The organism is Ruegeria sp. CDSA221 (assembly GCF_059611825.1).
In genome coordinates, this window is sequence record NZ_JBXWPK010000010.1 from 54,755 (window position 1) to 77,503 (window position 22,749).

Consider the following 22,749-nt stretch of genomic DNA (forward strand, 5'->3'; position numbering starts at 1 on the left):
AGGGGTCAGATATCCTGGCGGTTAACGCTCATAATCAGAACCTGCTGCACGTCATCACCCAGATCCTTCTTGGCGACCTGCAGCAAAGCCTTGCGGATCACGTCTAGATTGTCAGATTCCGTGAAATTGCCGTTGAAACCACCGGTATTCGCGTGATCGAACAGAACCTGCAGGAACCCATCCCTCAACTTTGGTTCAAACTCATAAACCGATTCCACAACGCCGGGTTTTGTTTCCAGGCTTAGTGACATTGTGACCAATGCCGCAATCCGGTCGGACTTCACGACCGGGATCACAAACTGTTTCGACATTTTCAGATAGTCATACTTGCTGGACGCATCCTTTTTGTCCTTTTTGTCCGACTTGGCCTTAGCCTCTTTCTCTTTGGCTTTCTTGGGTTCGGCCTTGGCGGATTTTTCCATCTCACCATCTTTGGTTTTCCCGGACGGAGACATGGCAATTCCCGCACCAATACCGCCGCCCAGGCCAGCAAGCAGAAACAAAATAGGAAGTAGCTTTTTCATCGTTGGACGACCTCAGAACGGCAAAAGTGTATCGAGGACCTGCTGGCCGTAACGAGGCTGCTGCACATCCGTGATCTGGCCTCGGCCACCATAAGACACGCGCGCCGAGGCGATCTTGTCATAGGTGATTTCATTCTTCCGCGAGATGTCCTGTGGCCTCACATATCCCGTGACCAAAAGCTCTCGCAGCTCGAAATTAACGCGCAGCTCTTGCGAGCCGGATATGGCCAGCACGCCATTCGGTAAGGCGTCGATGACGGTCGCCGCAACCCGCAGGGTCAGCTTTTCCTTACGCTTGACCGAGCCCTTGCCTTTACTGACCGAGGATGAGTCGATCCCGACAGCTTTGTCCAGCGTCGCCCCATCGGGCAGCCGTTCCAATGCGCGCTGCGGCAGGCCGAACAGCTCTGGAACCTCAAGGCTTTCGGACCCGCTGCGCGAGCGGTTCGTATCGTTGGAAATCTCGGCTTTCTCGTCCAGCTCGATCACAACTGTCAGGATATCGCCCTTTTTGATCGCGCGCTGATCACCCAGAAGCGATTGCTGCCCCCCGCTCCACAGCGATGACCGATCCACATTGCGTTGCGGCTGCGTGTGCAACGGTAAACCCGGCCACAGCATGGCGACATGTTCAGCAGATTCGTCCGCGGGTGTGAAACTTGGTGGCTTTCCCAAATGATCTATGCGGCCGCAGGCGGTCAGAGCCAGACTTGCCATCATCAACAATTTTAGTTTTCCGGACATCATTTTACCTCGATTTGACCGTCTGGTCGGATAAAGCCAACGACGGTAGTGCGGGACGACAGATTCATGACGCGAATACGATCACCGACAGCCCCACGCCCAAGGGCACGGCCCTCGGCTGTGATCGAAAGGGGCTGGCGGTCAAAGACCAGAACCACCAGATCATTGCGGTCCACCAATGCGGGCGGTCCAACATCGGCAGCGCGCACCGGACGTCCGGGGTAGAGCGCGATGCGCGTTTCCTGACCGATCAGATCATCGGGGTTTGTAACCGCTCCGGGGACAACCTGATCTTTGATCTCAAGATCGGCAGCCGAGATCACCTCTTTGGCGCGGATGGTCCGGATCGGCACCACAATTTCAGCCAGGGCGCAAAGCGGGCTGATCGTCATCAGCGCTATGAACAGGGCACGCATCACCGTACCTGCGTTGTAGCGCCCATCATCTGATCGACGGCCGAGATGACTTTGGCGTTCATCTCATACCCCCGCTGGGCCTCGATCAGTTCAGTGACTTCGCGCACCGCATCGACCGAGCTGTCCTCGAGATATCCCTGCCGCAGGGTGCCCATCCCACCCTCACCCGGAGTGCCGATGACAGGCGCGCCCGAGGCTTCGGTTTCTTTGAACAGGTTGCTGCCGATCGCCTCCAACCCCTTCGCATTGGAGAAACTGGCCAGGGTAAATTCACCCAGCAGCTGCCCCTCGGCGGCATCGTCGAAATAGGCATAGACCTCACCCGATGCGTTGATCGAAATCGACCTTGCATCGTCCGGAATCGTGATCTCAGGCGCGACGGCGAAACCGTCTGAGGTAACGATCAACCCCTCTGCCGAGCGCTTCAGGCTGCCGTCGCGGGTAAAGCCGGACTGACCGCTGGGCAACGTCACCTCAAGATAGCCGCGCCCTTCGATTGCGACATCCAAATCGCTGCCAGTGGCCGCCAACGCACCCTGTGCCAGCTGCACGGTGACCGCAGCCGGGCGCACCCCCAGACCCAGTTGGATACCTGTGGGCAAGACGGTGCCGTCATTGGCATTCACCGTCCCTGCGCGCGCCATTTGTTGATAGTGCAGGTCTGCAAACTCGGCGCGGCGCGCGTTGTAGCCTGTGGTATTCATATTCGCCAGGTTGTTCGAGATCGTCTCGACCCGCATCTGCTGCGCGGTCATGCCTGTCGCTGCGATTTTCAGTGCCCGCATATCAATTCCTCCGTTATCAAATCAGCGCATCAGCGCCTTAAGCGCCCCACGCACACGTTCGTCTTCGGTTTCAAGAAAACTCTGCCCCAACTCATAGGCGCGCTGGATTTCGATCATCCGGGTGACCTGTTCGATCGCGTTCACGTTCGATCCTTCGAGGAATCGGTGCACAATGACCGGCTCCTCCACGGGTTCAATCGCTGCATCTGACCGAAATTGCGTGCTGCCCTCGCGCACCAGGCTCGTGGGATCAGCAACGCGGTAGACGCCGATCTGTCCCAGAACCTGCCCTTCGATACTGAGCGTGCCGTCGCTGCCGACATCAATCGACGCGGCATCCGGCGGAATGAAAACAGGGGCGCCGTTGCTGTCCAGAACCCGGTACCCATCCATGGTAACCAGATCACCCTCGGCACTGGGTGAAAACGCACCCGCCCGTGTCAGCCGGTTGCCGCTGGGGGTTTCGATCATGAAAAACCCGTCGCCTTCGATGGCGAAATCAAATTGCCCGCCGGTTTCGGTCAGAACGCCTTGTTGCAACGAGGTATTGCGTGCCTCTGCCCGCGCCATGGACAAGGACGGATTGCCCGGCGAGGCTTTCACGAACTCGGAAAACACCAAGCCCTGCTGGCGGTAGCCCGTGGTATTGGCATTGGCGATATTATTCGCCACCAACCGCATTTCATTCATCAGCCCCGATTGGCGGGACAAGGTGGTATATGAGGTATCCATCAGCGGCCTCCGGCGATCAGTGGGATGAGGGTTGAGGTGAAGAACGTCACCAGCGTCTGGGTCATGAACCCCATCGAAATCCAGAAAACGATCACGATGGCGACCAGCTTTGGCACGAAGGTCAGCGTCATTTCCTGCACCGAGGTCAGCGCCTGGAACAGACCCACAACCAGACCCGAGACCAGTGCCACCGCCAGGATCGGGACGGATGTGATCACCGCAACCCACAATGCCTGGCGGACGATGTCATAATAGAGACCTTCGCTGAGCATCGATCAGACCGGCATCCGCAGGATTTCCTGATAGGCCTCGACCACTTTGTTGCGCACGATGACGGCGGTTTCGACGGCCAGTTCGGTCTGCGCCAACGCCTGAACCAGCGCGTGCGGATCGGCTTGGCCGGTCATCGCCGCGCCGGACATCTGCTCGGACTGTTTCAATGTTGCGGCAAAGTCCTGAAAGGTTGAGCGCAACCCCTGTGCCATTCCGGCAAGGTCGGGGTCGGGCTGCGTAGCGGGCCGCGCTACGGCATAGCACTGCGCGGCGGTCAGGGATCGGATATCCATTCTGGTGTCCTTTATTTTCTGAGAAGTTCCATAAGGCTCGACGACATTTGTCGTGTCTGGTCGAACATCTTGAGATTGGCTTCGTAGCTGCGCTGCGCTTCGCGCGCGTCAGCGATTTCGATCATCAGATCAACGTTGGACCCGCGATAATGGCCGGTCTCATCGGCCAAAGCGTGGCCCGGGTCATAGATGCGGGCCAGGTCGCGGCGATCAAGCTTAACGCGCCCGGTCTCGACCATTTGCGCGCCGTCTTTGCTGACCGCTTCAAACGGCACGGTTTTGCGCCGATATCCCGGCGTATCCGCATTCGAGATGTTTTCGGAGACGTGCCGCAAACGGGCCGCCTGCGCGCGCAGGGCGCTGGCCGAGGCGGAAAGGGAATGGGAAAAATCGCTCATCTCTCAGCCCTCCTCACCCGCGACCAAGGCTGGTGCGCAGCATGCCAATCGAGGATTTATAGATCGCCAGCGCGCGATCATGTTGACGCTTGACCTCGACCGCTTTGAGCATTTCTTCCTCAAGAGAAACACCATTTCCGTTGGGATCGCCCGAGGGCGCGGCATCGAACTCGGCCCAGGGTTGGGCTGCGGCGGCGCCGTTCAGATGCCCGGCCCGCGTGGCGGTCATCGCAACCTCACGCCCGGAATTTTCGAAAGCTATCTGAAAGGTCTCGATATCGCGGGGCTGATAACCCGGCGTATCCGCATTTGCCATGTTTCGCGCAATGACAGACTGCCGTTGCCCGGCATGGGCTGCCATTGCGTACGCTGTCTTAAAGACGTTCAGGTCAGAGAACATCGGGGCTTCTCCCTCGATCAATTTCAATCAAGGCTTAACCCCGATTCCTTTAGAAACCGTTTTCAGAAACCCGTTGGAGAACCCACGATGACCGATCTCGACCCGATGCTTCTGAAATGCGAATTCGACCGTCTGTCCGCCATGCGTCATATGGGCCGCGTGGCCAGTGTTGGGCGCGGCGTCATAGAAATAGAGGGGTTGGAGTACGTTGCCCGCATCGGCGACAACCTGACCCTGCGGCGGCGCAGCGGCCCTGATCTGGCGGGTGAAGTTCTGCATGTCGAATCGGATCTGATCCACATGTTACCCGCCGCTGCACCCGATGGGGTTTGCTTGGGTGATCGGGTGATTCTAAATCAGACACCGGCATTTTCCCCCGGGCTGCACTGGCTGGGCCGGGTCATTGATCCCTTCGGCAAACCGCTGGACGGCAAGCCGTTGCTGTCGGGCACTCAGGAACGAGACATCCTGCAAAATCCACCACCTGCCGTTGTCCGCAAACCGCTGGGCGCACGGATGGAAACCGGGCTGAGCATTATGAACACCATGTTACCTGTGGTGCAGGGGCAGCGTATCGGCCTGTTCGCCGGGTCAGGGGTCGGCAAGTCGACCCTGTTGGCCACGCTGGCGCGGTCGATGCAGGCAGACGCGGTTGTGGTCGCTCTGGTCGGCGAACGGGGTCGTGAGGTCAATGAGTTCGTTGAACATGCGCTTGGGGCCAAGGGGTTGGCACGATCTGTGGTTGTGGCGGCAACCTCGGATCAGTCTGCGCTGGCCCGCAGGCGCTGTGCATGGTCGGCACTTTCAGTCGCGGAATTCTTGCGGGATCAGGGGCTGAACGTCCTGTTTCTGGCTGATTCGGTCACCCGCTTTGCCGAGGCGCACCGCGAAATCGCTGTTGCGATGGGTGAGGCCCCCTCTTTGCGCGGGTTCCCACCTTCGGTCACGCCCTTGATCGCTGGTCTTTGCGAACGAACCGGGCCGGGCACGGCTGATCAGGGTGATATCACAGCAGTTTTCAGCGTTCTGGTTGCGGGCTCGGACATGGATGAACCGATAGCGGACATTCTGCGTGGCGTTCTGGACGGGCATATCGTCCTGAGCCGCGGAATCGCCGAGCGCGGCCGTTTCCCCGCCATTGACCTTAGCCGGTCGGTTTCACGCAGCCTGCCGGGGGCTGCCTCCGAGGCGGAAAACCGGATGATCTCGGAAACCCGCAAGCTGGTTGGCAGTTACGAGCAATCCGAGGTTATGATCAAAGCCGGGCTTTATGCCGAGGGGGCAGACCCGTTATTGGATCAGGCAGTCCGGGTTCATGACGAGCTTGATGCCTTTTTCGGCAAGGCCGAGCCGGACGGAATCAGCAACAGTTTCAACCACCTGCAACTGATTCTGCGCCGTGCCGGGGCAGCATTACCGCAGTGAGGAACTCAAGACAGTTTTAAGTGTTAAGCCCACCTTAAGACCTGCCCGGCTACCCCTGTAACTGGGTGATAAAAAGGTGGTGGAGATGGGTGCGCAATCCAATGTGGCGCCAGTCATCATCAAGAAGAAACGTGTGTCAGGTGGCGATGGTCACCATGGTGGCGCGTGGAAAGTCGCATATGCCGACTTTGTCACGGCCATGATGGCGTTCTTCATGTTGATGTGGCTGCTGAATGCAACAACGGAACAACAACGCAAAGGGCTTGCGGATTATTTCTCGCCGACCATTCCGATAAACCCGGTTTCGGGTGGCGGCGATGGGGCCTTTGGCGGCAATAACATGTTCTCTGAGGAAACTCTGGTCATGGACGGGACCGGCGCCAGCAAACGCAGCCCGACGCCCGCGCGACAAGCGCGTGGATCGGTTGGCGTCAGCTCGGACGGCGGCGGAAAAGAAACGGTCGAAGACTTTTCCTCACTGGAATCAGAGCTTATGGGGCGAACCGGCGAAAGCATGGTGTCCGACAAGGTCCTCAAACATATCGTCACCCGCGTGACGGATGAGGGTCTGGTGGTCGAACTCTTCGCCACCAAGGATCAACCTCTGTTCGAATCAGGGACGAACCAACCAACCAATATGCTGCGTGCTCTGACATTGTTGGTGGCCCGATCCTCTGATCTGGTGACAAATGACATGGCGGTCGGAGGGCATGTCGGTTCCTCGCCGGTGGTTCTGGCCAAAAACCCGGCCTGGGATTTGTCTACCTCGCGCGCTCAGCAAGTTCGCCAAATGCTGCAGGACAAGGGTGTTGCGCCGCTCAGGTTGGACCGCGTAACCGGTCATGCTGATCGAAAATTGTCGGATGAAAACCCGATGGCCGCACGCAACAACAGGATCGAGATTATCTTTCTGCGCGGCACCTGAGAATAAAAGGATAGACGGCATTTTACCTGTTAGCGCGCTGTTAAGGCCCAGCGCGTTAGCTGTTGCATCAAGATTTGACGCAACAGAAGGGCGTGCCAATGACAATTTCCTCTTCGCTGAACGCTGGTGTGGCCGCATTGAAGGCCAATGCAAACCGGCTGGCGACGATCTCGGACAATATCGCGAATTCATCAACCTTCGGGTATAAACGGGTGGAAACTGATTTCCATTCTATGGTCACCTCCGGCCAGGGCGGCAGCTATTCCGCTGGGGGCGTTCGCACCACCAGCCAACGCCTGATCGACCAGCGCGGTTCGCTGGTGACAACCAACAACTCCACCGACCTTGCGGTGCGTGGGCGCGGCATGATGCCTGTACGACCAAGTTCTCAGATCGCGGCCGGTTCGAATGAGATGTTGCTGACCACGACAGGGTCGTTCCGCACCAATGAAGAAGGATATCTGGTCACCGAATCAGGGCTTGTTCTGCTGGGTTGGCGTGCGAATGCGGATGGAACCATCCCTGCGGTTCCGCGTGACACTCCAGCTGCGCTTGAACCCATTCAGCTCAGTGTTAATCAACTGTCGGGCGCACCCACGACGCAGATGAATCTGCGCATGAACCTGCCCGCGACCGCTACGGATGCGGGTTCCCCTGGCGACATGCAACCCTTGTCCGTTGAATATTTCGACAATCTGGGAAAATCCGAAAGCGTTGATATCGAACTCGTCCCTACAGTGCCGGCCACCGGCAGCAGTAACGAATGGACGATGATCATGCGCGATTCAGCCTCGGGCGGCACCATTATCGGTGAATACACCCTGACCTTCACCGATAGCCGAACTGCGGGTGGCACGCTGTCCAGCGTAACTGCGGTCACCGGCGGTGCATATGACCCAGCAACCGGCAGCGTTGTGGTGAACGTGGCCGGCGGCCCAATGGAGATCAATATAGGGGAAATCGGGGATGCCGACGGAATCACGCAACTGTCCGATACATTTGCACCAGTTTCGATCACGCGCGACGGTTCGGCGGTCGGCACCATGACCAGCGTTCAGGTTGACGAAAACGGGTATGTTTATGCGTTCTACGATACCGGCGTCAGCCGACGCATGTACCAGATCCCATTGGCGGATGTTCCGAACCCAAATGGACTGACCGCGCTGGACAGTCAGACCTATGCACCATCCCGGGAAAGCGGGACGTTCTTTCTGTGGAATGCGGGGGACGGGCCAACCGGCGACCTGGTTTCTTTCGCACGAGAAGAATCCACTACCGATGTGGCGACCGAGCTGACCTCGATGATCCAGACACAGCGGGCTTACTCTTCCAGCGCAAAGGTTATCCAAACGGTGGATGAGATGCTTCAGGAAACAACCAATATCAAACGCTGATCAGGGTTTTGATTCAGGAAAGGGACCTGCAGAATGAATATGTCCACAGCATTGAACAACGCGTTGGGCGGCCTGACCGCCGCCAGTCGCGGTGCGGCGGTTGTGTCCGAAAATATTGCAAACGCATTGACGCCCGGCTACGCGCGCAGGTCTTTGGAACTGGCAACCAACACGATTTCCGGCCACGGCGTGCGTACCGTAGGTGTCATTCGTCATCAGAATCCCGTCCTCACGTCCAACCGCCGGGCCACGGATGCCGATCTGGCCTTCCACACCACCATTTCAGACTTTCACACAAGGTTGGAATCTTTGGTAGGGCCCGCCGATGATCCCGCTTCGCTTGTGGTTCGACTGGCTGATTTTGACAACAGCCTTTTAACAGCGGCAAGCCTGCCGGATTCCAGTGAAAGACTGGACCAGGTTGCGCGCACGGCTCAGGATCTGGCGCGCGGCCTGAACGCAGCATCGGAAGGGTTACGGCAGATGCGGTCCGAAGCTGACCGGACCATTGGCAAACAGGTCGATACCCTGAATCAGACTCTGAAGGACATCGAAGAGCTGAATGCCAAGATCCCGGCCATTAAGTATTCCGGCGCCGATATTGGTGGGCTACTGGATCAACGACAGGTCCTGATTGATCAGGTCAACGAACTGGTTCCTGTAAATGTGATTCAAAGGGACAATGATCAAGTCTCGCTTTATTCTGATGGCGGCTTGATATTGCTGGAAAACACTGCGGCCGAGTTCTCCTTTTCGACAACCGGCGACACCAAGCCCCATATGACCCTAGCAAACGGGTTGTTGTCCGGGCTTGAGCTGAACGGAAACCCTGTCCGCACCAGTGGCGATTTTGCCCAAATTCGCGGTGGTGCCTTGATGGCCCAATTCCAGATTCGGGATGAAATCGCGGTTGAGGCTCAAGTCGATCTGGATGCTGTTGCGCGCGATCTTATCGAAAGATTCGAAACGCCGGGGCTGGATCCGACGGCGCTGGCCACGGATCCGGGCGTGTTCACCGATGATGGCAGCCGGTTTGATCCGGCATCGGTGACGGGATTGGCCTCGCGCATCAGCTTGAACGCAATCGTCGACCCGGACGCCGGGGGAGACAGCTGGAAACTACGCGCCGGGCTGGGGGCAGCCACACCTGGTAGCGCCGGAGATGCCAGCCAGCTGCGCGCCTTCAGTTCAATTCTGAACGACGAACGCCCTGTTGCAGGCTCGGTTTTCGGGGCCGGAAACATGCGCGCCGCCGACATCTCTGAGGCGCTGCTGTCACGGGTTGGCTCGGACGCCCATGTGGCCGATGGGCGGCGGGTGTTTGCAAACAGCGCCAATCTGGAAATGACGGCCATTGAGGCTGAACAGGGCGTCGATACCGACCAAGAGCTGCAGCGGCTGATGCAAATCGAACAGGCCTATGGGGCAAATGCCAGACTGGTTTCAGTCGTCGATGAACTTATGGATACGTTGTTAAGGCTGTGATGATGAATGTAACCTCTATGGGCGACCTAGCGCGCGGATTGACCCTGAAATCGCGGGCGACTGATATCAAAAATCAGATCGAAACCCTGTCTTATGAGATGTCTTCAGGCAAAGTGCAGGATGTCTCCGGCCATCTTGACGGGGATTATTCCTATCTTCTGGATATGGATCGAAACCTGTCACGCCTGGATGCCTTTCAGGTGGCCACAGCCGAAGCTGGCCTGTTCACCAACGCTATGCAGCTTAGCCTTACAACGGTCAACGACGCGGTGGGGCGCCTGACGTCATCCTTACTGGCATATGGGACCTCCAATCAGGCGGTCACGCATGAGCATGCCTCTGTCCAGGCCAGAAATGAGCTGGATACGGTCATGTCGGCATTGAACACCCGTGCGGGTGGCCGAAGCCTGTTTTCCGGCGTGGATACTGATGTGTCGCCTCTGGCATCTGCGGATACCTTGTTGACCGCGTTAGAGGCGGAGTTGACGGGGCTGACAACACTCACAGATATCACACAAGCGGCGGAAGACTGGTTCAATGACCCTGCGGGTTTCGATGCGGTTATCTATCAGGGCTCAGATACGGCGCTGGCACCGATGAGCATTTCGGAGAATGAAAGTGTCTCTATTCCGATCACTGCGACCGATCCGACGCTCAAAGCCGCGTTGCGGGACATCGCCGTCGCCGCTCTGGTTTCGGACGATAATCTGGGACTTCCCAATGATCTGCGGACGTCCTTGTTTACCCAGTTGGGTGTCGAGCTTGCCAATACGCAGGACGGCACAGTGAACCTGCGGGCGGATGTTGGTTCGGCGGAGGCCCGGATTGAACAAGCCGCCACGCGCAACGCGGCGGCGCGTACAAGCCTGGAATACAGCCGAAACTCTCTGATCGCCGCGGACCCGTATCAAACCGCAGTGCAACTGCAGACTGTCCAATTTCAATTGGAAAGCCTGTATTCTGTCACCGTTCGCAACGCGAACCTATCGTTGGTGAATTTCCTGAGATGAGATTACTTGCCATTCTCCTGATCCTGCTTCCGAGCCTGTCTTTTGCCGGGGCAATCCGGCTGAAGGACCTTGTCGATTTCGACGGGGTGCGCGGCAATGATCTGGTTGGTTATGGTCTTGTGGTCGGATTGAATGGAACCGGCGATGGGCTCAGGAATTCTCCGTTCACCGAAGAGATCATGTCCAATATTCTGGAACGGCTTGGTGTGAACGTGAATGGTGAGGATTTTCGCCCCAAAAACGTGGCCGCCGTGCTTGTGACAGCCAGCCTACCCCCCTTTTCGCGGGTCGGTGGCCAGATTGATGTCACCGTTTCGGCCATCGGCGATTCCAAAAGCTTGCTGGGCGGGACGCTTATTATGACACCGCTGAATGCGGCAGATGGTCAGATCTATGCGGTGGCACAGGGGTCAGTTCTTGCAGGTGGCGCCGTTGCCGAAGGCGATGCGGCTTCGGTCACCCAAGGGGTTCCGACATCCGGCGTGATCCCCTCCGGGGCACGGGTCGAACGTGAAATCGACTTTGAGCTTTCCGATCTGACCCAAATGCGCCTGGCCCTGCGTGAACCGGATTTCACAACCGCCGGTCGGATCGAGCAGGCAATCAATACCGAATTCAACCGGGCCGTAGCGATCATGCGCGATTCCGGGACGGTCGAACTGAATATTGCAGCGACACAGGCGATCTCGACCGCGCATGCGCTTGGGCGCATTGAGAACATCCTGGTAGAGCCAGAAACAAAGGCGCGAGTAGTAGTCGATCAGCGTTCGGGCACGATTGTCATGGGTCAGGAAGTGCGTATCTCACGCGTGGCAGTCTCGCAGGGCAACCTGACACTGACGGTCGAAGAGGCCCCAATCGCGGTTCAGCCAAACCCGTTCGCACGAGGCGAAACCGTCGTGGTTCCGCGTACCGTAGCCGGTATCGAAGAAGAGGAAGGCACCGGTCTGGCGGAAATTCCCGAGGCCACGACCTTGTCCGAAGTCGTCGCAGGGCTAAACGCGTTAGGTGTCTCACCCCGCGACATGATCGACATCCTGAAAACGATCAAAGCCGCCGGAGCGTTACACGCCGAGTTCATCGTTCGATGACGGGCTATCCCGGCGGTAGGCGCACAGCCCCAAGACCCGCCGGGAATTCACGTCACTTTGATTTCCAACTGTCCAACCATTTGCGGAATCGGTTGCGATGCTCGCCGATGGCGTCGCCGGTTGCATACAACCCATCCTCGACACTCTCGATCATCGGATCGATCCGCGCCTGACGGAACCTGCGCCAGCGCACCCAGATTGCCCAGACAATCGCAAAGAAGACCGTCAGGAAGACGATGTTGAACCAAGGGATCAGACGCGCATCCGGACCATCGACATGTTTGATAAAGACAGCGTTGGGAAAGATCGACATGAACTCATTCCGCCAGCCATAATGCGTCACGGCAACCCAGTCCGGGTCGTTTTTGTCCGAGATCGCGTCATTGGCTTCGGTATACAAATTGGCAGTGTCGAATTTGAAATAGGGCGGCCAACCCCAGCTGGTATCTTCGTTGCGATACACAATCGGTTTGCCATTGGCACGTACGGCCTGAATGAACTGTACATCCCGGTTCGACAGACTGGCCGACTGATCATCGGGCTCGGACCAGAAGATCCGGGTCCAGTCGTTCAGGTCCTGCCGTTCTTCATAGGTGTTGACGATCCGAACCACATCCCGTTGCGGCAGAGAATACTGAAGGATTACGGCGACCGTTCCCCAGAAAATCAGAATGAATGCCCATTTCAAATAGGCCATGCTTTACCTCTCACATGTAGTTCACAATGTAGATCAGCGACCCGATCGCTACCCAAGGCACAACATAGACACCCAGGATCAATTTGCGCCGGAACGAATTGTCATAGACGTGCAGCCCCCGTGCGACAAAGGCTGCCTTGTCTCCGGTTTTGCCCTTTTCGTCCCACCAACGCTCTAGCCTGCGGCGACGCGCACTGCGTGAATACAGCGACAGGGCAAAATAGGCCACGGTCTGGATGACTAGCAGGATCAGAAACAGGCGCATCGCTCCGAACATTTCAATCCTTTCCTAATGCGCCCCAGGGACCAACGCGGGCGATAACGGTTTCGCTGATCCTGTCTCGACCGCTCATATCCGGCTCATGTCCGAACAGGGCAGCGCGGGCACCCGCCTTGTCCACCTGATACTCACGCGCGAGGAAATCAGCAACATAGGCCTTCTTGGCCTCGGACCAGGATTTGTAGGTGCTATAGAACAGCTCTTTGTGGCAGATGAACATCTGGCGCGGGTCCAGTGGGGCCAATTCGGCCAGCAGCATGTTCACCAGATCACGGTTCGGCGTATCGGCAGCCCGCAGCGTATAGAAATACGCCGAATGATCCGAGGTGATCCGGGGCCACCGCCCGCCATCCGTCGCCCAACGCAATAGCTGCGCCAGCCCATGATAGGCCTCTGGCAACCGATCCGCGTGGGTGCGCGCCAGCCGACGCATATCACTGCGGTTCAGGCCAGTCAGATCGACCCCGGCATCAGCGGCCGCGTCGACGGTCAGGAAGTCCATCTTTTGCTGCAGGATCGCAGCAGCATCCACGCCGCGCGCCTTGACGATGGGTTCGACCAGGTCGTTATAGTCCAGAAACTTGGCGATCTGGTTCCGCTGCGACGGGTCAAACGTGTATTTGATGTTCAGATCGTCGGGCTTTTCGCCCATGCAGATCGCCGCCGGGTGATCCATGTCTGGAAACAGATACAGCCCGCCGAAATGCGCGGTCCAGAAATTACGCTGTTCAAAGGCAGTGTGGCGCAGGTGGACCGGGTTGCGGGTGACATCGCCAGTTTCCTTGGCCGTTGCGATCATCTTTGCGATCAACACATCGTCAAACCAGGCGTCCTCTTCGGTTTTGAACTGCTCGACCATGCCTGCCAGTTGCTGAGCCTTGCGTAGGGTGCCGCCAGCAGTATCGGCCTCAATCTCGATCTTCTGGATGTTGAAAAGATCGCGCGGGGTGCTGAGCTTGATGACCGAGTTCACCAGCTCCCCGGCCACCGCATCGGTGGCGGTCAGGGCAAACAGCTGCGCCTCGTTCATCTCGATGAATTCGCGCAGGATATCGCGCGAGGTCGAGAATTTGACGTTCAGCAGAGGCGCGCGTTTCTGCTCGGTCGTCAGCAGGATGAACTGCCGGTTGACCCCGTTGGGGTTGAGGTAGAGCTCATCCTCCAGCTCAATCCCCACCTCTGGCGAATAGCCCGAGATATCGACATGGAAATCCGTCAGTTCCGTGGTCTTGCCCGCCAGATGCTGCAACGCGCGGTTATACCGCTCGACCAGAGCCGGGCTTGAGATGTGGACGAGGTTGCCAAACATCAGGCCTTTTTCGATGAGGCGGATCATTTTAGATCACTTAGCCTTTCGCGTTGTTTGCGACTGCCCATTTCTTGAACTGCGGTTTCGACGAGACGAACCTTAGACATATTTGTTTCACGCAGCATTTCCTCCGCTTCGGCTTCTCCATGTACAAGCTCATTACGGATTTTTTGGACTTGCGCGAACGCGACGATCACATCTGCCGACAGCTCACCTTCTTGTTGAAGCTCAATGATATTTGCTTGGGCTGTTTTTCGAGCACCATTCGGTGCCCACTGTGCAAGGATTCGTTCAATACTTATCCAAGACTCAAAGAACTCCCCAATTAGCTTAGTGCTCGAGTCACTGGGAACCTCTAGGTCCAAGCTGACGTCAAAAAGAGCCTCAAAAAGCTTTTCGCAGAGTTCAGCATAAACTTCCAGATTACGTCGCTCTACCGTGAGTCCGTTTCCCTGATGATAAAGTTCATTTCGCAGCCTATGAAACCACTCGAATTCACCAAGGTTCAAACCGATTATCTTGTCTTGCGCGTGCCGTTCGATACCATCCAATAAACTTGGGAAGTTCCTACAGAAATCGTCACGCTCTTTACGTGTGAGATCAATTCCGGTTACTCGCCTTGGCAGAGTAAGGTAAGTCTGCATGATCAGCTCTGCAGCATTGTCTATCAAGATCATCGCGATTCGGCGATTAGCGTCGGATTGATCCGATACCAACAGTATCCCATGCTGCAGAAGTTCTGCGGGTCCGGCCGCCCAAAGAGGTTTTGCAGCCATTAACCCTTCCCCTCCAGATACCGCCGCTTGGCCTCTTCCATCCGGCCCATCTCGCGGACGGCGTTCTCGATGGCGACCTCGTCGCTCTTGTCGGCATAGCGGAACTCGCTGTCGGCGTAGCGGTTGATCTCTTGTATCACCATCTCGACCGTGATCGGCTGGCGCAGGTCCTCGATCATGGCCTTCTTGGTGTCGTAGTCACGGAACAGGAACAGGTCGGGGTTTTCCATCCACTCGTCGGGCAGTTCGAAATCCATCGCGCGGACCTTGACCGCATCGGTGATGTTCTTGATCGCGCGGCCGGTGAACCGCTCATCCGCCTGTTGGATCGCCTTGAGATAGGTGCCCATCTTGGCAATCGTATCCATCTGGCCGATATCGCCGGAGACCCGGTCATAGACTTGCAGCAGAGCCTCTTCGTGCGGGCGGGAATGACTTTCGAAACTGGCAGCGACAGCCTTTTTGATTTCCTGCGCGGCATAGGCCTCGTGTTCGCCCAGCGGGATGTCGTGGTTGCGGCCCATCAGCAAGTGCAGGATGTCGATGTAATCCTCGCGCGTTTGCGGACCATCCACCAGGAACCGCGCGCCCGCACGCTGGCGCAGCGCGTCGTCCACATTCTCGGGGTAGTTCGAGAACATACCAAAGGTGCAGTTGCCGCGCACGACGGTGTTGGCGCCCGCAAAGCTCTCCATCAGCACGGCGGTGATTTCCAACTGCCCGGCCGAGGACTGCCGATCACCGCGTTTGCCCGCCAGTTGGTCGATATCGTCGATGGTGCCAAAGCCGATGACCGAGGGGTCGATGATCGTGTTGATAAACGCCTTGGCATTCTGGCCGGATTTACCCTGATAGCTGTCGATATTGTCGGTGCTCAGGTTCTGATAGCGGAACGGATAGCCCGCGTTCTGGCAATAGTCGTTGATCAGCCCGGCCATCATCTGGATCAGGGTGGTCTTGCCGGTGCCCGGTTTGCCGTCGCCCATGAAGGTAAAGATGAACCCGCCAAGCTCGGCAAACGGGTTCAGGCGACGGTCGAAGTCATAGGCCATCACCATCTTGGCCAGCTTCATCGCCTGATATTTGGCGATATGGTTGCCGACCACCTCGTTCGGTTTCTTGAACGTCATGGTCAGGGTGGTGGATTTGGCTTTGGAGGCCGGCTCAAAACCCCGGATCGTCAGATCATCAGCCTCGATATGCCATGCGGCGTTCTGGAACGGGGCTAGATGACCTGCGGATTGGGCACGCAGAGTGGCCTTGTCCATAAGTTGTTCTGCATAGGCACTGGTGGCTGCGATCAGATGAGCATCGTCGGGGGCATGTTTGGCGAGGGTCTGGTCCAGCTCCCACAGCGCGCCATGCAGGGCGAGCTGGCCATTGTCGGTCAGAACCTCTTCGATTTCCCCAACATCAACCGTGGTTTCACCCAGATGCGACGACATCAGATAGGCCAGCGCATTGCCGAAGCTGTGCGAGGTGATCAGCGCCTCAGCCGTCAGCAGTTCCGAGAATTCAGTCTTGCGGGCGGCGGGCAGATCCCCGGCCAAATTCGCACGTTTTAGATCGGCCAGAGGGGTCTGTTCGGCATAGGCTTCAGACACCGCCAGAGCGATGGCGATGGCGCGACGAATGGCCTGTTGTGTGGTGGCCTGCGGGGGTGAAACTAGCGTATCGCCGTCATCTGACGCCTCGATTCGTTCCACCAGATGCACCCCGTCAGCCCGCACAGTCCGCCGTGTCACCAAACCTGGCGTGGTGGACCGAAACCGCCGACCTGTGGAGACGCCCGGCGACCTCTCAACCGCGGCCTCAACTGCTTTGGCAATCCGCGGCGCGTGCTCGAACCCGTTCAGCAAGGCGGTGGCCGCAGTGTAGTGCTTGCGAATATCGTCTTCGCGCAATTCCATCTGGTCTGACGTCAAACTCATCTCAAAATCGCCTTTACTGTCTTCAATATCTCAACACCTGCCCGGTCTTGCTGACGACGAACTTGCGCACGTCACCAAAACCCGGCGGGTTGCGCTCGGCCAGTACCTGGAACGGGCGTTGTGGCAGAATGATCGAGCGCTCGGTTTGCGTCGCCCCCGTCTCGGCCCCCTGCCCGCCGAATGGGTCCAGCGCAAAGACCTCGCGGTCTACGGTCCCGAACCAGCCTGAGCGTTCCTGAATCACATCCTCGCTTCGCAGCGCTTCAGTGGTCCAGGCCAAGGCCCAATCCTGACCCGCAGGGGATTTCGCATCCTCCAGCACCTGCCGCAGCGGGCCGGATTGCTCGGTAAAGGCCGAGGAATACATTGGCCCCACATGAATGCGGCGCAGGTGTTTGGGATGCAGGTCGTCGAAATCCTGATCAAAGCCTTTGGCAATGGTCACCAGTTTCAACCCACCCAAGGATTGCGCCATCAGATGCGCCTGCACTTCGGGCCAGCGGCGTTGATCTTTGGGCAGGGCCGTGCGCCCCGAATCCTCCAACTCCATCAGGTAGATGACCGGCAGGTTGATCTGGCTGTCGTACACGGCCCAGTGGATCAGGAACCTGCGCCGCTCGCCCTCATTGCCAATCCAGTGACATTCGGGATCGTTACGGGCCCAGAAAAGCTCACCCTTCAGCAATTCCTCGTAATAGAGCCTTTGGGACAGCGCGAATTGCAGCTTGGTCGGGATTTCCCGGTCGCTGATAATGGTGCGCACCATGTCGGTTTTCAGCTCATCCTCGGACGGCATATTCGCCAGATGCACCTGCGCCTGCTGCGCATCGTTGGCCATGGTCAGCAACTCAGCCGCCACTGGAAAGCCGCTGTCGCGCTTGTCCATGGCGAGGCTGCCAAAGAACCGCCCCGTATCGCGCCCGACCAGCAGGTATTTCATGGACAGCGCGCGGAATGTGTAGAGCAGCCCAGAGAGGTAGCGCGACACAATGCGCACCTCTTGTTTGGAAATCGCGCCCTCAGCCTCCATCGTCGCGGCCACGCGCAGGAGGTGAACGGTGATCACCTCAAATTTGCGGAAATAGCGGCGCGAGGCGAACGTGTCGGTCAGGCCGACATGGTCTTGGGTGAGGTTAGTCATTGGGCGCGCGTCTGATAGAGTTCTCTTCTGCAACTATCTACTTGAGCCACAAAATTTATTGCACCGAGCCCTACAACCACGATCAGAGGCACCCCCACTTCCAAGAACTTTGGGAACAAGTAAAGCATGCATGCGAAAGGCAGCGCCCATACCTTCGCATATTTTAGCCATAAATTTTTGGATCGAATGGATTCGCCAAAGCTGATTTCTTGGCTCATTTCTTTTTTCGAAGCGGATGTCAGCCGCGCAAATTGGTGGATCAAAAAGAACCCTGGCATCAAAGACCAAAATGCAACTAGCCCGAACATGTAAGCTTCGAAAACTAGACTGAATCCCATGACGACAAACCAGGCCGCCAGCCAAGCTGATATACAAATGTCTCGTGTCATCTTGAGCAATGGGCTCACCCACCATACAAATTCTTGTCATGCTTCTCGACAATCGAGGCAAACCGGCGGGCAAAGCGTTCATCTGCCTTGGCCTTTTTCTCCAGCACGTCGCGGGCAAAGACCATGTGGTCCTCATGCGCCTCAAGCATGTCGGCCATTTTCTGGTTGGTCGCGGTGCCGATTGAGGCCATGGCGGTTTGCGCCTCTTGGTCGGTCTGCACGCCGATCTCGTTGATGCGGTGGGCCACGTCCTGCTGCTGCGCGGTTTTCAGCGATTTGGTCAGGGCGTCATACAGCACCACGCGCTGTTGCGTGTCTGTCTGCAGCTTGTTGATCAGCACCATCTGCGTCGCCGCCTGGTTCTGCAGGGAATCGACCCAAGTCTTGCCCTTTTCGATATAGCGCTCAAGCGTTTGGCTTTTGGCCAGCTTGACCTGCTCTTCCTGAACCTTGGCGTTGTATTGCTTGTTCAGCTCGGCCAGCTCGGTCTCCAACTGGGTGCGCGCGGCGGCGTCTTGTTCGACGCTGATCTTGTTCTCCAGCGTGATAATTGTCGGGTCCATGCCCTGAATCTCAGCCCTCAGCGCTTCTAACTCGGCCACGGTGGCCTCACGGTCGTCCAGCGTGCCGGTCAGGTTGTTTTCAACCTTCACGCGCTGTTCTTCCAGCACCGACAGCTGCCCTTCCAGCAGTTTCACGATCACGTCGGATTTGGCGATCAGGTCCTGCAGCTTGTCGTCGATACTGGCGGTGCGCATCCGCTCCTGCCGCATCGATTCAGATTTACCCTTCGAGAAGATACCAATAAACGTCTCCCACCCGGATTTTGAGCGCATCTCGTCAAAATCCTTAGAGAATGCGCTGGTGACGTCATCCAGACCCATGATCAGCTCGGCGATATTGGCGTTCATGACTTCGGTATGGGCGTGCACATCTTCCAAAGTGGCGTTTTCGATATCGATATCCGCCTCGGCCGTACCGATCTTGGCCCGCGCCGCCTCAATCCGCGAGGTCAGCCCTTGGATCTGCGACTGGCTTTCGCGCACTTTCGTCTGTGTTTCTTCAATCAACGCTTCGAATTGCTGGTTCGACATCTCTGCTGTCCCCTGTTTTCTTTATTTACCCAATAAGATAGGGAATGTTATGTTCATTTACATCCCCTTGAGCCCTCAAATCACCGAGACTTTTACAATTTCGTATCGAAAAAGATAGGCCACGCAGGCGAGATATCTGCACTCTGCAACGATGAATTTGATCAAATCTGGATTGATCCTGTCCGCCGAGTGGACATAGACAAATGCGACGCCACCTGTTTGGGTGCGCGCAAACCCTTTTCTGCCGGAGTCCGACCCATGCTGGATACTACGACCGACCTGAAATCCATTCTGAAAAACCCCGATCTGCTGGTGACCAAGGCCTATATCGGCGGCCAGTGGGTCGATGGTGACAATGGGACGTTTTCCGTCACCAACCCTGCACGGGGCGATGTGATCGCCGAGGTCGCCGACCTGAGCCGCGCGCAGGTTGCAGGTGCCATCGCACAGGCCGAGGCCGCGCAAAAGGAATGGGCCAAGCTGACCGGCAAGGAACGCGCCGTGATCCTGCGCCGCTGGTACGATCTGATGATGGAAAACGCCGAGGATCTGGGCAAGATCCTGACCGCCGAACAGGGCAAGCCGCTGGCCGAAGCCGTGGGTGAGATCGGCTATGGTGCCTCGTTCATCGAGTTTTTCGGCGAAGAGGCCAAGCGCGTTTATGGCGAGACTATTCCAGGTCATCAGCGCGACAAACGCATCATGGTGCTGAAGCAGCCCATCGGCGTTGCGGCCTCGATCACGCCCTGGAACTTCCCCAATGCGATGATCACCCGTAAGGCCGGGCCGGCGCTTGCCGCCGGATGCGCCTTTGTCGCCCGGCCTGCCGCCGAGACACCCTTGTCGGCGCTGGTTCTGGGCGCATTGGCCCAGCAGGCAGGCATCCCCGCCGGTGTGTTCAACGTGGTGCCCTCGTCGCGCGCCAGCGAAATCGGCCAGGAATTCTGCGAAAATCCCGGCGTGCGCAAGCTCACCTTTACCGGCTCAACCGAAGTCGGGCGCATCCTGCTGCGACAGGCGGCGGAACAGGTGATGAAATGCTCGATGGAGCTGGGCGGCAATGCGCCGTTCATCGTGTTTGACGATGCCGATCTGGATGCCGCCGTCGAAGGCGCGATGATGTGCAAGTTCCGCAATAACGGCCAAACCTGTGTCTGCGCCAACCGCATCTATGTGCAGGCCGGTGTCTATGACGCGTTTGCTGCCAAGTTGAAGGCCGCGGTCGAGGCTCTGAACGTCGGCGACGGCCTGAACGAAGGCATCACCACCGGACCGCTGATCAATGATGACGCCGTTGCCAAGGTGCAAGAACACATCAAGGATGTAACCGACAAAGGCGGCCAAATCCTGACCGGTGGCCTGCCGCACGATCTGGGCGGCACCTTCTTTGAGCCTACCATTGTCACCGGTGTGACGCAGGACATGCTGGTGGCGCAGGACGAAACCTTTGGCCCGCTGGCACCGCTGTTCAAGTTCGAGGATGAAGACGACGTGATCGCCATGGCCAATGACACGATCTTTGGTCTGGCCTCGTATTTCTATGCCAAAGATCTCAGCCGCGTTTACAAAGTGGCCGAAGCACTGGAATACGGGATCGTTGGTGTGAACACCGGCATCATCTCAACCGAGTTAGGCCCGTTCGGCGGCGTCAAACAATCCGGCTTGGGCCGCGAAGGCAGCCATCATGGCATGGAAGACTATCTGGAGATGAAATACATCTGCCTGTCGGTCTGATCCGCCCAAACCTTCGCTGTACAGCTGGCCGTAAAGGCAACGCCCCGCGTCTGGAGGAACGCGGGGCGCATGGTGCGGTAATCCAGAGAGGAACGATTACCGCGGCGTGGTGACTGACTGCCTCAGTTTACGGCTTTGGCGTCAACCACATCCTTTTCGATGGCCTTGCTGGACGAAATCTCGATCCGGCGGGCTTTCAGCGCTTCGGGCACTTCGCGCTTGAGATCGATATTCAGCATGCCGTTCTCATGGCTGGCACCGGTGACACGAACGTGGTCGGCAAGGGCAAAACGGCGCTCGAACGCGCGGGTGGCGATGCCGCGGTGCAGATAGCTGCGATCTTTGTCTTCTGCAGTTTTCTTACCGGCGACGACCAACGAATTCTCTTTCACTTCGACCGAAAGATCGGCCTCGGAAAAACCGGCAACTGCAACCGAGATACGATAGGTGTCGACATCGGTTTTTTCGATGTTGTAGGGCGGATAGCTGGGTTGAGCCACATCATTGGTCAGAACGCGATCCATCATGTCAGCGATCTGGTCAAAACCTACGGTGGCGCGGTGCAGCGGTGCAAAGTCAAATGTACGCATATGTCGTATCCTCATGTTTGAGCGATGAACGTAATGCCCTCCGATCGGACGGGCGTTCGATTGTCTCAGGCCCCGTTTGCGGCGGCCCGATACATTTGACATGGGAAACGTTCTGGTCGAGTTCAACCCCCTCCCGAGCTGATGAATTTCGCACCGGTGTCCGACTTGCCTGATCCCACCTGCAATCGCTTTATTGTCGCCTTTGGTTTAGGGGCATCCCGGCGCAGAGTCGCCTTCAGATCGGCCACAATTTCCTGCAATTCCATGCCGAATCCCACTTTCTGCCGACCATCCGTACCAACTGCAGAGACTACTGAAAGTATTTGCCAGCGCGGACCGTTTCGCGCCAACAGGGCCGAACCCGAGGACCCAAAGGTAATGTCGCAGTTGAATGTGATCAGGCCCTGATAGCGCTGCAGGATTTTGCAGGACCGTTCCCGCGTAATCGCATTCGATCGGCCCCGACCATACGATGCAAGACTGACCTCATCTCCCGCCACGCGCCCGTTATGCAACGCAAAGGGATCGGCCACGGAATAGGGGATCGGTTGATCCAGCCGCATCAACGCGACATCAACGCGCACGGCATCGGGCGACAGTTGAGCGAAACGTGTGTAATCCGGATGTGCCGCGATCTGCACCACCTTGCGATCTGCCAACGCAGTTCCGTCGCTTAGCCCTGCCCGAAAGGTTACCTGCCCCGGCCCATAGGGTTGACCGGTTCTTTTGTCCAAGGCGCAATGGGCCGCGGTCAGTACCAGATCCTGTGCGATCAACGTACCCGTACAAAACCCCTCGGAGCCGATATCCAGGCGGCCGACGGCCTCCCAGCCATATAGGTCATCGCGGTCGGTGAGTTTGCGTTTTGCACTTTGCGCCTGGGACATCGTTGTCATCATAGACAGGCATAAAA

The 22,749-nt window shown here is 57.5% G+C and carries 26 protein-coding genes; 7 read left to right on the forward strand and 19 right to left on the reverse strand.

Features of this window, described 5'->3' with window-relative positions:
• Window positions 1-5 precede the first annotated feature (5 nt).
• The 9 genes from AC2FJ5_RS15150 to AC2FJ5_RS15190 are packed head-to-tail and all read right to left on the reverse strand — an operon-like array spanning window position 6 to window position 4,565.
• The gene (locus AC2FJ5_RS15150) at window positions 6-524 is read right to left on the reverse strand and encodes a flagellar basal body-associated protein FliL (protein WP_496793849.1); all 519 of its coding nucleotides are present in this window, start codon (window positions 522-524) and stop codon (window positions 6-8) included.
• Between the two features lie 12 nt (window positions 525-536).
• A complete protein-coding gene (gene flgH / locus AC2FJ5_RS15155) occupies window positions 537-1,268 on the reverse strand; it encodes a flagellar basal body L-ring protein FlgH (RefSeq protein ID WP_496793850.1) in 732 nt (243 codons plus the stop codon).
• Window positions 1,268-1,684, reverse strand: coding sequence for a flagellar basal body P-ring formation chaperone FlgA (gene flgA / locus AC2FJ5_RS15160; RefSeq protein WP_496697358.1), 417 nt, complete (start codon window positions 1,682-1,684; stop codon window positions 1,268-1,270). The genes flgH and flgA overlap by 1 nt, the downstream gene beginning before the upstream one ends.
• Window positions 1,684-2,469, reverse strand: a complete 786-nt coding sequence (gene flgG, locus AC2FJ5_RS15165; protein ID WP_496750505.1) for a flagellar basal-body rod protein FlgG — start codon at window positions 2,467-2,469, stop codon at window positions 1,684-1,686. The genes flgA and flgG overlap by 1 nt, the downstream gene beginning before the upstream one ends.
• A 21-nt stretch (window positions 2,470-2,490) precedes the next feature.
• A complete protein-coding gene (locus AC2FJ5_RS15170) occupies window positions 2,491-3,201 on the reverse strand; it encodes a flagellar hook-basal body complex protein (RefSeq protein ID WP_271950829.1) in 711 nt (236 codons plus the stop codon).
• Window positions 3,201-3,473 carry a flagellar biosynthetic protein FliQ gene (locus AC2FJ5_RS15175; RefSeq protein ID WP_496697355.1) on the reverse strand — a complete coding sequence of 91 codons (273 nt, stop codon included), beginning with the start codon at window positions 3,471-3,473 and terminating at the stop codon, window positions 3,201-3,203. Before AC2FJ5_RS15175 ends, AC2FJ5_RS15170 begins: the two co-directional genes overlap by 1 nt.
• Window positions 3,474-3,476: 3 nt before the next feature.
• Entirely contained in the window at window positions 3,477-3,767 is a 291-nt protein-coding gene (gene fliE / locus AC2FJ5_RS15180; protein ID WP_496793851.1) for a flagellar hook-basal body complex protein FliE, read from the reverse strand.
• Window positions 3,768-3,778: 11 nt separating this feature from the next.
• Complete coding sequence (flgC, locus tag AC2FJ5_RS15185) at window positions 3,779-4,165, reverse strand: flagellar basal body rod protein FlgC (protein ID WP_496697353.1); 387 nt, start codon at window positions 4,163-4,165, stop codon at window positions 3,779-3,781.
• A 13-nt stretch (window positions 4,166-4,178) separates the two neighbouring features.
• Window positions 4,179-4,565 (reverse strand): FlgB family protein, encoded by a 387-nt coding sequence (locus tag AC2FJ5_RS15190; RefSeq protein ID WP_496703074.1) that lies wholly within the window; start codon window positions 4,563-4,565, stop codon window positions 4,179-4,181.
• A gap of 87 nt (window positions 4,566-4,652) precedes the next feature.
• Here AC2FJ5_RS15190 and AC2FJ5_RS15195 point away from each other — a divergent pair, with 87 nt between their 5' ends.
• The 6 genes from AC2FJ5_RS15195 to AC2FJ5_RS15220 all read left to right on the forward strand — a co-directional run bounded on the left by AC2FJ5_RS15195 (window position 4,653) and on the right by AC2FJ5_RS15220 (window position 11,895).
• The gene (locus AC2FJ5_RS15195; protein WP_496793853.1) at window positions 4,653-5,990 is read left to right on the forward strand and encodes a FliI/YscN family ATPase; all 1,338 of its coding nucleotides are present in this window, start codon (window positions 4,653-4,655) and stop codon (window positions 5,988-5,990) included.
• 85 nt (window positions 5,991-6,075) lie between these two features.
• Window positions 6,076-6,915 carry a flagellar motor protein MotB gene (locus tag AC2FJ5_RS15200; RefSeq protein ID WP_496790072.1) on the forward strand — a complete coding sequence of 280 codons (840 nt, stop codon included), beginning with the start codon at window positions 6,076-6,078 and terminating at the stop codon, window positions 6,913-6,915.
• Window positions 6,916-7,013: 98 nt separating this feature from the next.
• Window positions 7,014-8,309, forward strand: coding sequence for a flagellar hook protein FlgE (locus AC2FJ5_RS15205; RefSeq protein ID WP_496793854.1), 1,296 nt, complete (start codon window positions 7,014-7,016; stop codon window positions 8,307-8,309).
• 33 nt (window positions 8,310-8,342) lie between these two features.
• Window positions 8,343-9,794: a flagellar hook-associated protein FlgK gene (flgK, locus tag AC2FJ5_RS15210; protein ID WP_496793855.1), complete on the forward strand. Its 1,452-nt coding sequence runs from the start codon at window positions 8,343-8,345 to the stop codon at window positions 9,792-9,794.
• A gap of 2 nt (window positions 9,795-9,796) precedes the next feature.
• Window positions 9,797-10,804, forward strand: coding sequence for a flagellin (locus AC2FJ5_RS15215; RefSeq protein ID WP_496793856.1), 1,008 nt, complete (start codon window positions 9,797-9,799; stop codon window positions 10,802-10,804).
• On the forward strand, window positions 10,801-11,895 hold the full coding sequence (locus AC2FJ5_RS15220) for a flagellar basal body P-ring protein FlgI (protein WP_496703064.1): 1,095 nt from the start codon (window positions 10,801-10,803) through the stop codon (window positions 11,893-11,895). The genes AC2FJ5_RS15215 and AC2FJ5_RS15220 overlap by 4 nt, the downstream gene beginning before the upstream one ends.
• A 52-nt stretch (window positions 11,896-11,947) precedes the next feature.
• On the opposite strand, the gene AC2FJ5_RS15225 is transcribed toward AC2FJ5_RS15220, so the two are convergent.
• The 8 genes from AC2FJ5_RS15225 to AC2FJ5_RS15260 are packed head-to-tail and all read right to left on the reverse strand — an operon-like array spanning window position 11,948 to window position 19,512.
• Window positions 11,948-12,592 carry a DUF1523 family protein gene (locus AC2FJ5_RS15225; RefSeq protein WP_496689870.1) on the reverse strand — a complete coding sequence of 215 codons (645 nt, stop codon included), beginning with the start codon at window positions 12,590-12,592 and terminating at the stop codon, window positions 11,948-11,950.
• A gap of 10 nt (window positions 12,593-12,602) precedes the next feature.
• On the reverse strand, window positions 12,603-12,869 hold the full coding sequence (locus AC2FJ5_RS15230) for a hypothetical protein (protein ID WP_282022190.1): 267 nt from the start codon (window positions 12,867-12,869) through the stop codon (window positions 12,603-12,605).
• Window position 12,870: 1 nt separating this feature from the next.
• Entirely contained in the window at window positions 12,871-14,208 is a 1,338-nt protein-coding gene (locus tag AC2FJ5_RS15235; protein ID WP_496793858.1) for a DUF6638 family protein, read from the reverse strand.
• Entirely contained in the window at window positions 14,205-14,957 is a 753-nt protein-coding gene (locus AC2FJ5_RS15240) for a hypothetical protein (RefSeq protein WP_496793859.1), read from the reverse strand. The genes AC2FJ5_RS15235 and AC2FJ5_RS15240 overlap by 4 nt, the downstream gene beginning before the upstream one ends.
• Window positions 14,957-16,888 carry an AAA family ATPase gene (locus tag AC2FJ5_RS15245; protein WP_496793860.1) on the reverse strand — a complete coding sequence of 644 codons (1,932 nt, stop codon included), beginning with the start codon at window positions 16,886-16,888 and terminating at the stop codon, window positions 14,957-14,959. The genes AC2FJ5_RS15240 and AC2FJ5_RS15245 overlap by 1 nt, the downstream gene beginning before the upstream one ends.
• Window positions 16,889-16,910: 22 nt before the next feature.
• The gene (locus AC2FJ5_RS15250) at window positions 16,911-18,029 is read right to left on the reverse strand and encodes a hypothetical protein (RefSeq protein WP_496793861.1); all 1,119 of its coding nucleotides are present in this window, start codon (window positions 18,027-18,029) and stop codon (window positions 16,911-16,913) included.
• Window positions 18,026-18,418 carry a hypothetical protein gene (locus tag AC2FJ5_RS15255; RefSeq protein WP_496793863.1) on the reverse strand — a complete coding sequence of 131 codons (393 nt, stop codon included), beginning with the start codon at window positions 18,416-18,418 and terminating at the stop codon, window positions 18,026-18,028. Before AC2FJ5_RS15255 ends, AC2FJ5_RS15250 begins: the two co-directional genes overlap by 4 nt.
• Before the next feature lie 14 nt (window positions 18,419-18,432).
• Window positions 18,433-19,512, reverse strand: a complete 1,080-nt coding sequence (locus tag AC2FJ5_RS15260; protein WP_496793864.1) for a hypothetical protein — start codon at window positions 19,510-19,512, stop codon at window positions 18,433-18,435.
• A gap of 258 nt (window positions 19,513-19,770) precedes the next feature.
• Here AC2FJ5_RS15260 and AC2FJ5_RS15265 point away from each other — a divergent pair, with 258 nt between their 5' ends.
• Entirely contained in the window at window positions 19,771-21,246 is a 1,476-nt protein-coding gene (locus AC2FJ5_RS15265) for an NAD-dependent succinate-semialdehyde dehydrogenase (protein WP_496793865.1), read from the forward strand.
• 122 nt (window positions 21,247-21,368) lie between these two features.
• Here AC2FJ5_RS15265 and AC2FJ5_RS15270 read toward each other — a convergent pair whose 3' ends face one another.
• A complete protein-coding gene (locus AC2FJ5_RS15270) occupies window positions 21,369-21,836 on the reverse strand; it encodes an Hsp20 family protein (RefSeq protein WP_142638359.1) in 468 nt (155 codons plus the stop codon).
• 122 nt (window positions 21,837-21,958) lie between these two features.
• Complete coding sequence (locus AC2FJ5_RS15275; protein ID WP_496692695.1) at window positions 21,959-22,732, reverse strand: trypsin-like serine peptidase; 774 nt, start codon at window positions 22,730-22,732, stop codon at window positions 21,959-21,961.
• Between the last annotated feature and the right edge of the window lie 17 nt (window positions 22,733-22,749).

What these genes read in the sequence shown, in the direction of transcription:
- AC2FJ5_RS15150 (WP_496793849.1), bottom strand. Translation starts at nt 524, where the DNA reads ATGAAAAAGCTACTTCCTATTTTGTTTCTGCTTGCTGGCCTGGGCGGC.
- flgH (WP_496793850.1), bottom strand. Translation starts at nt 1,268, where the DNA reads ATGTCCGGAAAACTAAAATTGTTGATGATGGCAAGTCTGGCTCTGACC.
- flgA (WP_496697358.1), bottom strand. Translation starts at nt 1,684, where the DNA reads ATGCGTGCCCTGTTCATAGCGCTGATGACGATCAGCCCGCTTTGCGCC.
- flgG (WP_496750505.1), bottom strand. Translation starts at nt 2,469, where the DNA reads ATGCGGGCACTGAAAATCGCAGCGACAGGCATGACCGCGCAGCAGATG.
- AC2FJ5_RS15170 (WP_271950829.1), bottom strand. Translation starts at nt 3,201, where the DNA reads ATGGATACCTCATATACCACCTTGTCCCGCCAATCGGGGCTGATGAAT.
- AC2FJ5_RS15175 (WP_496697355.1), bottom strand. Translation starts at nt 3,473, where the DNA reads ATGCTCAGCGAAGGTCTCTATTATGACATCGTCCGCCAGGCATTGTGG.
- fliE (WP_496793851.1), bottom strand. Translation starts at nt 3,767, where the DNA reads ATGGATATCCGATCCCTGACCGCCGCGCAGTGCTATGCCGTAGCGCGG.
- flgC (WP_496697353.1), bottom strand. Translation starts at nt 4,165, where the DNA reads ATGAGCGATTTTTCCCATTCCCTTTCCGCCTCGGCCAGCGCCCTGCGC.
- AC2FJ5_RS15190 (WP_496703074.1), bottom strand. Translation starts at nt 4,565, where the DNA reads ATGTTCTCTGACCTGAACGTCTTTAAGACAGCGTACGCAATGGCAGCC.
- AC2FJ5_RS15195 (WP_496793853.1), top strand. Translation starts at nt 4,653, where the DNA reads ATGACCGATCTCGACCCGATGCTTCTGAAATGCGAATTCGACCGTCTG.
- AC2FJ5_RS15200 (WP_496790072.1), top strand. Translation starts at nt 6,076, where the DNA reads ATGGGTGCGCAATCCAATGTGGCGCCAGTCATCATCAAGAAGAAACGT.
- AC2FJ5_RS15205 (WP_496793854.1), top strand. Translation starts at nt 7,014, where the DNA reads ATGACAATTTCCTCTTCGCTGAACGCTGGTGTGGCCGCATTGAAGGCC.
- flgK (WP_496793855.1), top strand. Translation starts at nt 8,343, where the DNA reads ATGAATATGTCCACAGCATTGAACAACGCGTTGGGCGGCCTGACCGCC.
- AC2FJ5_RS15215 (WP_496793856.1), top strand. Translation starts at nt 9,797, where the DNA reads ATGAATGTAACCTCTATGGGCGACCTAGCGCGCGGATTGACCCTGAAA.
- AC2FJ5_RS15220 (WP_496703064.1), top strand. Translation starts at nt 10,801, where the DNA reads ATGAGATTACTTGCCATTCTCCTGATCCTGCTTCCGAGCCTGTCTTTT.
- AC2FJ5_RS15225 (WP_496689870.1), bottom strand. Translation starts at nt 12,592, where the DNA reads ATGGCCTATTTGAAATGGGCATTCATTCTGATTTTCTGGGGAACGGTC.
- AC2FJ5_RS15230 (WP_282022190.1), bottom strand. Translation starts at nt 12,869, where the DNA reads ATGTTCGGAGCGATGCGCCTGTTTCTGATCCTGCTAGTCATCCAGACC.
- AC2FJ5_RS15235 (WP_496793858.1), bottom strand. Translation starts at nt 14,208, where the DNA reads ATGATCCGCCTCATCGAAAAAGGCCTGATGTTTGGCAACCTCGTCCAC.
- AC2FJ5_RS15240 (WP_496793859.1), bottom strand. Translation starts at nt 14,957, where the DNA reads ATGGCTGCAAAACCTCTTTGGGCGGCCGGACCCGCAGAACTTCTGCAG.
- AC2FJ5_RS15245 (WP_496793860.1), bottom strand. Translation starts at nt 16,888, where the DNA reads ATGAGTTTGACGTCAGACCAGATGGAATTGCGCGAAGACGATATTCGC.
- AC2FJ5_RS15250 (WP_496793861.1), bottom strand. Translation starts at nt 18,029, where the DNA reads ATGACTAACCTCACCCAAGACCATGTCGGCCTGACCGACACGTTCGCC.
- AC2FJ5_RS15255 (WP_496793863.1), bottom strand. Translation starts at nt 18,418, where the DNA reads ATGACACGAGACATTTGTATATCAGCTTGGCTGGCGGCCTGGTTTGTC.
- AC2FJ5_RS15260 (WP_496793864.1), bottom strand. Translation starts at nt 19,512, where the DNA reads ATGTCGAACCAGCAATTCGAAGCGTTGATTGAAGAAACACAGACGAAA.
- AC2FJ5_RS15265 (WP_496793865.1), top strand. Translation starts at nt 19,771, where the DNA reads ATGCTGGATACTACGACCGACCTGAAATCCATTCTGAAAAACCCCGAT.
- AC2FJ5_RS15270 (WP_142638359.1), bottom strand. Translation starts at nt 21,836, where the DNA reads ATGCGTACATTTGACTTTGCACCGCTGCACCGCGCCACCGTAGGTTTT.
- AC2FJ5_RS15275 (WP_496692695.1), bottom strand. Translation starts at nt 22,732, where the DNA reads ATGACAACGATGTCCCAGGCGCAAAGTGCAAAACGCAAACTCACCGAC.